The organism is Flagellimonas zhangzhouensis, assembly GCF_900102925.1.
In the GTDB taxonomy this organism is placed as follows: domain Bacteria; phylum Bacteroidota; class Bacteroidia; order Flavobacteriales; family Flavobacteriaceae; genus Flagellimonas; species Flagellimonas zhangzhouensis.
Genome location: NZ_FNKI01000005.1, coordinates 108,843 through 121,128 on the forward strand (window position 1 = coordinate 108,843; position 12,286 = coordinate 121,128).

Annotated in this window: 12 protein-coding genes; 1 reads left to right on the plus strand and 11 read right to left on the minus strand. The window is 39.8% G+C overall.

Features of this window, described 5'->3' with window-relative positions; all coding sequences use genetic code 11:
• Position 1: 1 nt before the first annotated feature.
• From BLQ18_RS15640 to BLQ18_RS15675, 8 genes are all read right to left on the minus strand, one after another.
• Complete coding sequence (locus tag BLQ18_RS15640; protein WP_090298888.1) at positions 2-511, minus strand: cupin domain-containing protein; 510 nt, start codon at positions 509-511, stop codon at positions 2-4.
• 256 nt (positions 512-767) lie between these two features.
• Positions 768-1,427, minus strand: a complete 660-nt coding sequence (locus BLQ18_RS15645; protein WP_090298891.1) for an SDR family oxidoreductase — start codon at positions 1,425-1,427, stop codon at positions 768-770.
• 27 nt (positions 1,428-1,454) lie between these two features.
• Positions 1,455-1,916: a cyclophilin-like fold protein gene (locus BLQ18_RS15650; RefSeq protein ID WP_217630577.1), complete on the minus strand. Its 462-nt coding sequence runs from the start codon at positions 1,914-1,916 to the stop codon at positions 1,455-1,457.
• Positions 1,917-2,002: 86 nt separating this feature from the next.
• A complete protein-coding gene (locus BLQ18_RS15655) occupies positions 2,003-2,974 on the minus strand; it encodes an alpha/beta hydrolase (protein WP_217630576.1) in 972 nt (323 codons plus the stop codon).
• A gap of 102 nt (positions 2,975-3,076) precedes the next feature.
• On the minus strand, positions 3,077-3,655 hold the full coding sequence (locus BLQ18_RS15660; RefSeq protein ID WP_090298895.1) for a DapH/DapD/GlmU-related protein: 579 nt from the start codon (positions 3,653-3,655) through the stop codon (positions 3,077-3,079).
• A gap of 93 nt (positions 3,656-3,748) precedes the next feature.
• Positions 3,749-4,618, minus strand: a complete 870-nt coding sequence (locus BLQ18_RS15665; protein ID WP_090298899.1) for a helix-turn-helix domain-containing protein — start codon at positions 4,616-4,618, stop codon at positions 3,749-3,751.
• Positions 4,619-4,667: 49 nt separating this feature from the next.
• Positions 4,668-5,225, minus strand: coding sequence for a sugar O-acetyltransferase (locus BLQ18_RS15670; protein WP_245668163.1), 558 nt, complete (start codon positions 5,223-5,225; stop codon positions 4,668-4,670).
• Positions 5,226-5,259: 34 nt separating this feature from the next.
• Positions 5,260-6,075, minus strand: coding sequence for a hypothetical protein (locus BLQ18_RS15675; RefSeq protein WP_245668164.1), 816 nt, complete (start codon positions 6,073-6,075; stop codon positions 5,260-5,262).
• A gap of 153 nt (positions 6,076-6,228) precedes the next feature.
• Between BLQ18_RS15675 and BLQ18_RS15680 the strand changes: the two genes are divergently transcribed.
• Positions 6,229-7,131 (plus strand): helix-turn-helix domain-containing protein, encoded by a 903-nt coding sequence (locus BLQ18_RS15680; protein WP_090298902.1) that lies wholly within the window; start codon positions 6,229-6,231, stop codon positions 7,129-7,131.
• Between the two features lie 4 nt (positions 7,132-7,135).
• On the opposite strand, the gene BLQ18_RS15685 is transcribed toward BLQ18_RS15680, so the two are convergent.
• The 3 genes from BLQ18_RS15685 to BLQ18_RS15695 all read right to left on the minus strand — a co-directional run bounded on the left by BLQ18_RS15685 (position 7,136) and on the right by BLQ18_RS15695 (position 12,253).
• Positions 7,136-9,400: a xanthine dehydrogenase family protein molybdopterin-binding subunit gene (locus BLQ18_RS15685; RefSeq protein WP_090298906.1), complete on the minus strand. Its 2,265-nt coding sequence runs from the start codon at positions 9,398-9,400 to the stop codon at positions 7,136-7,138.
• 37 nt (positions 9,401-9,437) lie between these two features.
• Positions 9,438-9,893 (minus strand): (2Fe-2S)-binding protein, encoded by a 456-nt coding sequence (locus BLQ18_RS15690; RefSeq protein ID WP_090298908.1) that lies wholly within the window; start codon positions 9,891-9,893, stop codon positions 9,438-9,440.
• 161 nt (positions 9,894-10,054) lie between these two features.
• The gene (locus BLQ18_RS15695) at positions 10,055-12,253 is read right to left on the minus strand and encodes a DUF5916 domain-containing protein (RefSeq protein ID WP_245668165.1); all 2,199 of its coding nucleotides are present in this window, start codon (positions 12,251-12,253) and stop codon (positions 10,055-10,057) included.
• Positions 12,254-12,286 lie beyond the last annotated feature (33 nt).

Below are 12,286 nucleotides of genomic sequence, written 5' to 3' on the forward strand. Positions count from 1 at the left end.
GTTAGTTTCCATTGTATTGTTCATCGGTAACGGCCTCCATCCAGTTTACAACACCTTTTTCGGTGTTGGGCACTATGTACAATTGCTGCATGGCTTTACCTGGGCTTGCCCCATGCCAATGCTTTGCATTTGGTGGACATTTTACCACACTTCCTTTTTTAAGGAATTCTTTTGGTTGTCCTTCAATCTGGTGAAATCCTTCCCCGTCGGTAATGATCAAAATCTGACCTGCTCCATGTGTATGCCAATTACTTCTTGCCCCTGGCTCAAAATACACGTTGCCCACTAGCATGGTGTAGGTGGAATCCATGGGTACCAATCCGTAATTGTAGGCATCGCCCGTAAAAAACTGTGCTGGACCTTTTTGTCCTTTTGGAAAGATGGCATCCACTTCCTGGGTAGTGGTCTCTTCAACCATAGCGGTTGTTTTTTCAACTTCTTTCTTAGCTTCTTTACAGCTTAGAAAAAGGAAAACAAGTGATGAAAGTAATACCAATGTTGTTTTTTTCATTTGTAAGTCTTTTGAGATTAGTGATTTTAGTTTGTGCAAGCCATTTAGGCTTATGAAAACTGATGTCTACCAACAATTTAAATTAACTTAAAATTGCTTTAACATCACATTAACAATCAACACATCAGCAAGTTACGACTATGGTAAGAGCGGGGGATAATGAAAATCAAATCTAAAATTAAGAGAATCAAACCTTGATTTGATAGCGTTACAATTTGACGCATATGAGCACCATTTTAGGTTGGTCTTAAATAGGTTAACCAACAAATTGTGCAATGGCTTCTTTAATTTCAAGATTACCAGCACTCATTTCCATGACCTTGCCGAATGTTTTTTCATTTGGAAGTACCTCTAAAATGGTTTCAGCCACCGCAGCCCTTGGAATTTCATTGTTCAGCAAGTTTGGATCGGATTCAATCCTAATTTTACCAGCCTTCTCATCATCGGTAAGCAATACAGGCCTTAAAATAGTATAATCCAGTCCACTTCGTTTCAATTCCTTATCCGCCAAATGTTTGGCGATGTAGTAGGGTTTCATGCTTGCGGGCTGCCAACTTTCTGGGTTATCGGATAGGGCTGCACCTACCATTACAAAACGAGAAATTCCATTAGCTTTTGCTGCCTCAATGGATTTTACGGCTCCAAACAAATCAACTTCTATGGTTTTGTCTGCACCAGTAGCCCCGCCTGAGCCTGCAGAAAAAATCACCGCATCAAAACCTTTAATAGCTTTCGCAATTGTTTCCTGTTGACTTTCTATGCTTTCCACAATAGAGGGCACTCCTATGGAATCGAAATATTCCTTTTGTTCTTCTTTTCTAATAAGTGCTGTTGGCTCAAAATCATGGGATGTGCTCATTTTTTGAGCGATCAATCTTCCTACTTTTCCGTTAGCCCCTATTATTATAACTTTCATTTTATATTATTTAATCGGTTAAAAAAATTAATCTTCAATCAGCTCAAAGGTCACAGGTTGACTTCCTACCAATCGTAATTGTTCAATGCCATTGTTTTCAATTCTACCTAAACTGATCAGTCCCGATGAGTAGCTAAAATCCTTATAAAAAATAGCCACATCACCCCAGGGAGCGTAATAGGTAATATCCCCTTTACTTGGGTCGTACCCTCCTGGTGCACCATCCTTGGTCAACTTTCTTTCGGGATAGAATATTTTTTCATTGCTGGCATAATCCTCCAATTCGGTTGTGATCGGAAGCATGGAGATCAAATCCCTTGAAGTTGGATTGTCGTACAAGGTGGCGGTCAGTTCCGTATCACCAAATGAGATTTTAAGTTTCATATCAGTAATGGTTTTTTGTTCTTGTTGTGCTTGCTTTTTGTTGTTTGAAAACCAAAATAGCAGTCCAAATACGATCAATACCGCGGTTATAAAAATTGCTTTCATGCACTTTAGATTGAATTTTTGAGGTTTTAAACAACTAAAAAGTGCCACAGTCTAAATTTGACCATGGCACTAGCTATCTATTTTCCTTACAGATTTGCTGAAAGGTTTTCTGAAAAGAAAGTTTCCAACTTATCAAAAGGAATTACATCCAAACGATCATAAAGATCGGTGTGTACTTTGCCTGGAATGATTATTAATTCCTTAGGTTCGTTCGCTGCTTCGTAGGCATCTTCACTAAAGTATTTGGAATGGGCATTCTCTCCTGCAATGATCAATACAGGTCTTGGAGAAATCTCATTAATATACGACATAATTGGCATATTCATTAATGAAATTGGTGTGGTAACCGTCCAAGAACTGTTGGAGTTGATTGATCTTGGGTGAAAACCTCTATCGGTTTTATAGTAGTCAAAATACCCTTGTACAAATTCTGGCTCATCGCCTGTGATTTCAGATGGCAACCCAACTCCAGATAATGCAGCTGTTCCATTTTCAGCATCTACCCATCGTTGTTGACTCATTTGTTCCAACATTTGGGTACGTTGTTCTGGTGTGGTCGAATCAAAATAACCTTTGGCATTAACTCTGGACATATCGTACATACTTGTTGTGGCAACGGCTTTTACTCTTTTGTCCACTGCAGTTGCGTTCAAGGCGAAACCTCCGAAACCACAGATTCCGATGATTCCCACTTTTTCACGGTCCACATTTTCCTGAAGGCCCAAAAAGTCGATGGCTGCACTAAAATCTTCGGTATTGATGTCTGGAGAAGCTACGTGTCTTGGTTCGCCACCGCTTTCACCCGTGTATGAAGGGTCGAATGCCAAAACCACAAATCCTCTTTGTGCCATTTGATTGGCATACAATCCTGATGCTTGTTCTTTTACCGCACCAAATGGTCCACTAATGGCCAAGGCTGGTAATTTTGCAGTTTCTGCATTTTTTGGAGCATATAAATCTCCTGCTAGGGTAATCCCGTAGCGGTTGGTAAATGTTACACTTTGTCTAGATACCTGATCACTTAAATCGAAGGTATATTGTTCTGCTGTTCTACTCATTTTACTAACTTTTTGATTTGAATTTGTTTGACTGAATGCTATACCAAATACCAGCATTGCAGCCATTGAAATACTTATTCTGTTTTTCACTTTTCTCATTTTTTAAATTGATTTTACTTCTTTGGCAGGTATTCCCGCCACAACGGTGCGTGCTGGAACATCTTTGGATACCACGGCGCCTGCTGCAACCACTGCATGTGCTCCTATCGTAACTCCTGGAAGAATGGTGGCACCTGCACCAATCCAGGCATTTTCTTTAATGTGAATGGGTTTAGCAATCAGGATTTTTCTAGATTCAGGATCAACGGGATGGGATTCGGACAATAGATTTACCCTTGGGCCGATCATCACATGATCATCAATGGTCACTCCTCCCAAATCGAGAATTTGACAGTTTTGATTGATGAAAATGTTTTTGCCCAGCTTGATGTTTTTACCATAGTTGGAGCTTAATGGTGTATAAAGGGTAGTACTCTCATCCACTTGATACCCGACCAAGTTGCTCAAGTGCCTTCTAATATCCTTAATGGTTCTTGATGAGTTCAAGTCCACCAAAATATCCATGGCACGCTCAGCCACTTCGGCCAACTTATAAAAGTCTGGCTCATCAAAGGAAAGTGTCTCACCATTCCTTAATCGCTGAAAGATGTCGTTTGTATTATCTGTGATCTCGTTGCCCATTTCTTTGTTGTAAAAAAATTACGATACAAAGGTATGGCCAGAGTAAAGCCTCTAGATAACGATAATCACATCAAAAAGTAAGAAAATCAAATATTAGGATCGAATTGCCTTTGGAGTGGTGCCAGTTAACCTTTTAAAGTAGTTGTTAAAATAGGTAGGATAATCGAATCCCAAAGCATATGCAATTTCGCTAACGTTCCAATTGGTGTGCTGTAAAAGTGCTTTGGCCTCTGTCACGATACGTTCAGAAATATGGGTAGAAGTCGATTTCCCAGTTACCTCCTTTATGGATTTGTTCAGGTAATTTACGTGTACCGAAAGATTATCGGCATAGTCTTGTGGGCTTCTTAACTGTAAAGGATTGTCGGCAGTTTCAATAGGAAATTGTCTTTCCAGCAACTCCAAAAATACGTTGGTCAATCGGGAAGCCGCACTCTGGTGTTGGGTAATATTTTCTGAGGGCTGCATCTTCAAGGCTTCGTGCAGAATCAAATGAATGTAGTTCCTAATCAAGTCATCCTTAAAGGAATAGTCCGTTTGCTGTTCCTGCATCATTTTATCAAAAATGGCATTCAAGAACAAGCGCTGGTCCTCACTTATCTTTAATACTGGTGTACCCCCTAAACTGAATAAAGGGGATTTTAAAATACTATCGGTACGCTCGGACATGTTCAAAAAATCCTCGGAAAACAAACAGGTATATCCCACATAGGTGGTGGAAAGGGTTTCCCAAGAATACGGAATATGCGGATTGCCAAAAAACAGAATGGTCCCATCGTGCTCAAAACTTCTATCGGAATAATTAATGATGCTCTTCCCAGTGGTCAAGCATATCTTATAAAAATCCTTTCGACTGTATATTTTGGTTGCACTACTATCCTCCTCTACCTTAAAAACATTAAAGCCTTTCAGTTTTAATTCACTATTGAAGGGAGATACCGATCTTTCTGTTTTTGTTTGCATGGGACAAAATTAAGAAATTCAAACCAATCAATTGTTATTCATTTTAATGCTATGCATCCAAATGCTTTAAAATTTTTGCTGGTACTCCTCCCGCCACTGTATTGGCTGGCACATCTTTATTCACCAATGCTCCTGCGGCCACAACTGAGTTCTCACCCACAGTTACTCCAGGTAAAATGGTTGCACTGGCGCCAATCCATGCATTCCTTTTAATAACAACGGAACTGGGCCTCATGCTTTTTCTGGTCGCAATTTCTGTTGGATGATTTTCTGAGGTAATGCTTACCCTTGGGCCTATCATCACATCATCCTCAATAGTAATACCTCCTAAATCCAAAAAACTACAAGCATGGTTGATAAATACGTTCTTTCCTAAGGAGATGTTTTTACCGTAATTGGTATAAAATGGAGTAAACAGCGTGGTACTTGCATCAACAGGCTTTCCAATAATTTGACTCAATACTTCCCTGATTTCGTCCACATTTTCAGAAGAATTCAATTTAGTAGAAAGAGCAATGGTCTTGTTGACTTCCTTTCCAATTTGACTGTATTCGGGATCGTTCATTGGAATCTCCTCCCCACTTGTCAATCGTTCAAATATGTTCATAGCAATAGTAATTCTGTGCCCTAAAATTAAAGCTTTATGGAAAACTGTACACTAGGGAAATATTCCATGTAAAATCATCCTCTGGCGAAATTTCAGTGTCCAAAGCTTTGTTCAAAGTTGAAGCAAAGTACAATGGAAAATCTTTACGTTTTAAAGACAAAAATGCAGCAGCGTAGTACCCTTGTAGATCATCCGTAGCCAAAAAATAGGCCTGAGGAGTAATGTTAAAGTAGTATTTATCAGTAAAATACAAATTATTGAATGAAGAAGTCAGGACAAAGAAATTGGTCTGTTTTACACCATCATCAAATCCCCGACCATGCAGATAATAGAGCCCTACATCAATATTTTTTGAAATTTTATAGGTGGGGACAACTTCAGCGGCCAAATACCTTCTTGACTCCAAAATTTCTTCGGATTGCCCGTTTCTCACAATGGTTATGGTTCTAAAATTAATCGCGGGATGTGCCCCAACTTTTAAAGAAAATTTTTCCTTTTCCAACAATTTATAGCGCCACCAAAAAATAAAGGTCCAAGGTTTCCCTACCAAAGCAAAACGCATATCGGGCTCAAAGCTCAACCTTCCCTTTTTAAATTTTAGATCGAAAATCAGAGCAGGATCGCCCAAAGAAAAGGATGGAATCAGTGAAATACCATTATTGGTTACCGTAGCTGTACCTGAAAAATCGTCCAGAAAAGGTTTCTTCTCCTCTTGTGCAAAGCTTGAAAAAGTAACCAAGAGCGAGGTCAAAAGCATAAAAAAACAGAGTTCACCTTTGCTTGAAAAGCGAAATAGAATTTTTAAGGCCAACAGTAACTTCCGTTTTCCATGAGGTTGATAGTTTTTCATGTAGTTTGGTTGGTTAATTCTCTCAAAGATAATTGTTAACACTATTACTTACTTACCCATTTTACTTAAACCCGTACCTTTTTTACAGGTGATTTAAGCCATTTTACACCTCCTTATTGTTTCCATTTCTAGATTTGAGTACCTTGGGAAGCTATGAGCAAAGTCATCAACTTGGAAACGGTGAACGATTATTGCAATCGATTCAATCAAAAATCCCAACACCCCTTGGTGAGTGTCATGGACCTTCATCAACTTAAAAGAAACTCTCAAAAAGGAATTGAAGCGCTTCGATTTAACTTTTACGGGATATTTTTAAAGCAAAATGCAGACTGTATTTTAAAGTACGGTCGAAAAAATTACGATTATCAGGAAGGCACGTTAGTGTTTATTGGACCTGAACAAGTGGTACAAATTGAAAACGGAGATGATTATGTGCCAACGGGATATGCACTTTTGTTTCATCCAGATTTATTGCCGAACACAAATCTTGGTCAACTGATTACCAAATATTCTTTCTTTTCCTATGAATTGAGTGAAGCATTGCACTTATCAGAAAAAGAACGTCAGATCATAATTGATTGTATTGAGAAGATAAGGTTTGAACTGGAGCGGGATATTGATAAGCACAGTAAAGAACTTATTGTATCGAATATTGAACTATTTCTTAGGTATTGTTCCCGATTTTATGACCGTCAATTCATTACTCGTGATGTGGTGAACGAAGGAGTTGTACATCAATTTAAAAAATCGTTGCACCAATACCTTAACTCTGGTAAAGCGAGTGAATTTGGCTGTCCGTCTGTTGGTTATTTTGCCCAAGAGCAGTTTTTATCGGCCAACTATTTTGGTGATCTTGTGAAAAAAGAAACAGGTAAAAGCGCATTGGAAATTATCCAAACCAAATTGATTGAAGTGGCCAAGGAACGAATTTTTGATCCATCCAAAACGGTTAGTGAAATTGCTTACGAACTTGGATTTAAACATCCGCAGCATTTTTCCCGCTTGTTCAAAAACAAAGTAGGTTATTCACCTAATGAATACCGAATGATGAATTAAGGGGTTACCCCACCAAATCTGGTTTATCTGAAATAAAGGGTTGGTTGTACATCCGTCTTCCCTCCGCTTTGTACAATGCATTGGCCAAGGCTCCCATTACAGGTGGAAATGGAGGCTCTCCCAATCCAGTTGGGTCTATTTCGTTCTGAACAAAATACACTTCAATATTTTTGGGTGCTTCACTATGACGAATTATACGGTATTTATCAAAATTGGTTTGTTGTGTTGCTCCATCCCTGAAGGTTAAGCCACCAAACATGGCATTACCTACTCCATCCACTATTCCACCTTCGCACATATTGGCCGCAGCATCTGGATTCACCACAATACCACAATCCATGGCACAGACTGCGTTTTCAACTCGTGGTGTTCCGTCGGTTCCTTTTACCACATCCAAAACGTGGGCGGCATAGGTGTTATGACAGAAATAAGCTGCAACCCCTCTAAATACTCCGGGTTTCTCCGCTCCCCAATCAGATTTATCACGCACTAGTTCCAATACCCCTGCCAATCTATCTGCTTCATAATCGTTCTTTTCGCCTACAGGATTTTTCATGGCTCTATCCAATAATTCCAGTCGGAATTCAATAGGGTCTTTGCCTGCCAATTCTGCAACTTCATCCAAAAAGGCTTGCTCCACTCCTGCCATAAAATTAGACCTCGGAGCACGGAATGCCCCAATGGTAATGTTGGAGTTGTGCTCCCATTGTTCGGCCATGTAATTCTCTACGGCCCCAGCTGGAAAACGATCGGCAAAAACTGGAGTTTCAGGAATTCCACCTGCTTTTACGTGAAAGGCCACTAAATTATTGTTTTCGTCCAACGCGGCGCGATAGGTTGCTTGGTATGAGGGTCGATAAATTCCGAAAGTCATGTCATCTTCCCGAGTGTACACCAATTTTACGGGTGCATTCACTTTTTTGGAAATAAGACCTGCTTCCACGGCATAGTGGGCATAGGCCCTCCTACCAAAACCACCTCCCATTCGGGTCATTTCAATATCCACTTTATCTGGGGTCAATCCCAAACTTGCTGCAATTGCCCCTTCAATTAACATGGGGGCCTGTAATGGACCAGCCAATTTTGCCCCTTCTTCGGTTACGTGGGCAAAGAAATTCATAGGCTCCATACAGTTGTGCGCCAAAAATGGACAGGTGTAGCTACGCTCGATTATTTTGGCAGCAGTTTTAAAGACTTCTTCTGGATCTCCATCCTTTCTGACTACCTGACCTGGTTGTGAAGCCAATTCTTCCATTTTTGCATAATGGGCATCTGAACTTTCCAATCCACTGGGTACTTTAATTTTGGCCTCCATTCCAAAACGATCGGCGGTGTACTCATAATCGGAAATTGGTTCCCATTGTACGTCCAACGATTTTTTGGCATTCATCACCTCCCATGTTGACTTTCCAACCACAACTACCAACTCAGTAAAAGCATTGGTATCGAAAAAATTACGTTTGTAATCGTCGGCATAGGTGTTGATCTCAAATACATCAACAATACCAGGCATGGATTTGGCCTTTGTAGCATCGAATGATTTTAATTTGAGACCAAAGGCTGGTGGATGGGTTGCCATGGCCACCAAAGCACCTTCGTATTGGTAATCAATACCGAACATGGGCTTACCCGTTACTATTTTCTTTCCTTCTACATTCTTTTTGGAATTGCTGATGATTTTAAATTCTTTCGGAGATTTTAAGGTGACTTCCTCGGGAACAGCAATTTCCATTGCTGCTGATGCCACTTCCCCATATCCCAAAGTATTTCCTGTAGCTTCATGGGTCAAAACCCCATCTGCGGTTGTAATTTCTGAAACAGGTACACCCCATTGCTTGGCCGCAGCTTCTTTCAACATTTGTTTGGCCGATGCCCCTACGGTCCTCAATCCTTCCCATCGGGTTCTTATCCCTTGACTTCCTCCTGTAAATTGTCTACCATAAACTTCGGCATCATAGGGCGCAATCTCTACCAAAACATTGTCCCAAGCAATATCCAGTTCTTCAGCAACCATCATCGGCATAGAGGTCATAACTCCTTGTCCAAATTCAGGATTCGGACAATAAATGGTAGCCAAACCATTCTCGCCAATTTTTAAATAGGAGTTGATTTCGAACCACTCTTTGGGCATTTCCAAAACAGCTGCTTCTGTAACTTGTTTTGGTTTGCAAGAATTTAACCAACTAAACCCTAAAATAAGGCCACCACTGGCCAAACCAGAATTTCGGATAAATGCTCTACGTCCTATTGTATTGTGATGTTGTGACATGTTCTTGGTAGTTTTTTAAGTTTAAGACCGATTCCAATTAAGAATTAGCGGCAAGTTTTACAGCTTTTTTAATGCGTGTATAGGTTCCGCAGCGACATATGTTACCGTTCATGGCCATCTCAATTTCTTCGTCTGTTGGATTGGGATTTTTATCCAACAAAGCTGCTGCGGTCATTATCTGGCCTGCTTGGCAATATCCACATTGTGGCACATCTACTTCCAACCACGCTTTTTGTACTGGATGGTCGCCTTCTTCGGACAATCCTTCGATAGTGGTTATTTCCGAATTACCTACCATAGAAACCGTGAGCATGCATGATCTTGTAGCGGTTCCATCCAAATGAACTGTACATGCACCACATTGCGCAATTCCGCATCCGTATTTTGTACCTACCAATTGTAGGTGGTCTCGTAAAACCCAGAGGATAGGAGTTGACGGATCTACATCCACTTGTTTAACCTCTCCGTTGATGTTTAAATTGAAATTTGCCATAATGTTAGTTGTTGTTATAAACTTATCAATCTTGTTTCAAATGTTACTTACATTATTCAAACTGATAAATTTAGAGTGTTAAAAAGATACCACTTATTTTTGATTTTCAACATGTTGTACCTATCTAATGCTTTATTTAAATTATTTTACTTTCTCTTTCATTACAAATTTAACCAATAGGTAAGCTTAAGGTTAATGGACCTAAAACGCGGTGCAAAGGTTTCTGTAAAATAGTTGTCGTTATACACCAAATACAGGTCGGACAATTGCGCAAAACGCCATTGCAACCTAGAATTGATTCCCAAATTGTCTCTTTGATTGGAATATTGTACCAAGGTGGACCAAAACAGTTTTTTACTGAAGGTTACATCAACCCTGGGTGTGACCAACCAAAAGTCAGCACTTTCGTAAGGTTCTGGCAATGTAATTTTATCGTAATTGACCCCAAGGGTAAACTGTGCCCATGGTTGAACCCGATAAGCCACTTGTCCGCCTAAGGAAAATATATCGCCATTAAAAAATCCCCCTACTCTTCCTTCAACTTGATAAGTAAACAAGTTGGCGTTGTTTGAACGATAATTGTATTCGACTTGATCAAAATAATAACCTTGCTCTCCTGGCAAAGGGTTACCATCGGTTGTCCTTGTTGGGTCGAAAGGATCAAGGAGATAAATATAATTATTGGTGTACCTTACCTCTGCTGTGGCTTGATTTCTAAAAGCTGTTTCCCATGAAAAACGATACCTATGGTCTGTTTTTTTATAATCCAACGAAGGGCGCCAATAATTTATGGTTAGTACTCGTACCGAATGCGTATTGAAAATTCCTGTATTTGGATAAAAATTATGTTGAATACCACTTCCCCATTTAACAATATCACTTCTTGGAACAAAACCAAGGTCCGCCCTAAAATCCTCATTAACATAGACTAAATCTTGGGTAATTTCCCATCGACGGGGATTATAGGTCAAAGTAGCTTGAGATGAAAAATTACCTTCGTTATCGTTAGGTTGAAAAGATTTATGCAGATAAAATCGTCCTCTCCAAATGTTATCGGATGAAGCTAAATTATAATCCGCACCGATCACCCGATTGTATTCGTCAGATGGATCTATAAATTCCTTTTCTCCCATCGCTTGACGGTTTACCCAAAACACTCCAATATTAGATCGACTTCCAATTTTGCGTTGCAAAGCAAGCATCATATTGTTATTGGATGCAATTCCATTTTCTTGGTCTTCCGCTGTTTGAATGTTCAATACCCCAAGTCGCCAGTCTTTGTTCAATTTACCGCTCAACCGAACACCTCCGATAATATCGTTTTGAACAAGATTACCTGCTGTATCCCGTGCTAAGCCAATTCTTCTTGAGAAAAAGGGTTTTGCTTCATTAAAGGTGTTTCCAAAGTTTTCAAACAAATCGCTGTTGTCTATAAAAAACTGACGCTTTTCAGGCAAACGAAGCTCAAATCGGGTAAGGTTGGTGAAAATATCATCTACTTCCACATTGGAAAAGTCGGGATTCAGAGTAATATCCAAGTTCATTCCATTTCCAATGGCAACTTTAGCGTCGCCCCCAACTTTAAATTTGGTGGTGGACTCATCAGTTTCAAAATCATGATCCGTGAGTGCATTTACATATGGAATTAGTGTAAACGGAGTCCGAGACCTACCCAAAGGTTTTTCAAAATGCAATTCACCCATGTAGGCCAAACTGGACAATCGCTGCTGTTGCGGTACCCTAACCCATGTGGATTGCTCATTGGATTGATTGTTCCAGCGAAAACCTCTAAAGCGCCATTTGGTACTACCTTCCACATATTTTATGGAGGTAAACGGAATGGCCATTTCAATTACAAAATGATCATCAAATCTTTTGGCTTCGGCTTTCCATTTTACATCCCAAGTATTATTAAAATCGGCCCCATCCGATACCAAACCTTCACGACGTACCCCATAAGGTGTAACCCCAAAAAAGTAGGCTGTGGTTCCATCGCTGAAGGTGTCAAAAAGTAAGGTGATATTATCATTGGTTCGAGCACCAAAATCTCTTTTTAAGGAAGAAACCACATAATTTCCATTATCAGCTTCCGCGCGAATACCAATATAAAGAGTGGTTTCGGTGTAGAGTATTTTAAACGCTGTTTGGTAGTCGGCCAATTTAGAATCGGTTGGAAAAAACTGCATAAAATCTCCTGCATTTTCAGCCAGTTCCCATTCAGGTTCATCTAAAACGCCATCCAATTTAATTTCGCTGTCGATAAATTTTGCGGTAATCTTTTTTGGGTTATCCTGACCCCAAACATGGCCCACAAAAATGAAAAGTAAGATTGTAAAGACACTCTTGAAGTAGTTCTTCATTAACTCTTTTTTGATTGTTTAGTTTGATGTGCT

Coding starts and splice junctions, on each gene's coding strand:
- BLQ18_RS15640 (WP_090298888.1), bottom strand. CDS start 511: ATGAAAAAAACAACATTGGTATTACTTTCATCACTTGTTTTCCTTTTT.
- BLQ18_RS15650 (WP_217630577.1), bottom strand. CDS start 1,916: ATGAAAGCAATTTTTATAACCGCGGTATTGATCGTATTTGGACTGCTA.
- BLQ18_RS15660 (WP_090298895.1), bottom strand. CDS start 3,655: ATGGGCAACGAGATCACAGATAATACAAACGACATCTTTCAGCGATTA.
- BLQ18_RS15665 (WP_090298899.1), bottom strand. CDS start 4,618: ATGCAAACAAAAACAGAAAGATCGGTATCTCCCTTCAATAGTGAATTA.
- BLQ18_RS15690 (WP_090298908.1), bottom strand. CDS start 9,893: ATGGCAAATTTCAATTTAAACATCAACGGAGAGGTTAAACAAGTGGAT.
- BLQ18_RS15685 (WP_090298906.1), bottom strand. CDS start 9,400: ATGTCACAACATCACAATACAATAGGACGTAGAGCATTTATCCGAAAT.
- BLQ18_RS15670 (WP_245668163.1), bottom strand. CDS start 5,225: ATGAACATATTTGAACGATTGACAAGTGGGGAGGAGATTCCAATGAAC.
- BLQ18_RS15680 (WP_090298902.1), top strand. CDS start 6,229: ATGAGCAAAGTCATCAACTTGGAAACGGTGAACGATTATTGCAATCGA.
- BLQ18_RS15675 (WP_245668164.1), bottom strand. CDS start 6,075: ATGAAAAACTATCAACCTCATGGAAAACGGAAGTTACTGTTGGCCTTA.
- BLQ18_RS15655 (WP_217630576.1), bottom strand. CDS start 2,974: ATGAGTAGAACAGCAGAACAATATACCTTCGATTTAAGTGATCAGGTA.
- BLQ18_RS15695 (WP_245668165.1), bottom strand. CDS start 12,253: ATGAAGAACTACTTCAAGAGTGTCTTTACAATCTTACTTTTCATTTTT.
- BLQ18_RS15645 (WP_090298891.1), bottom strand. CDS start 1,427: ATGAAAGTTATAATAATAGGGGCTAACGGAAAAGTAGGAAGATTGATC.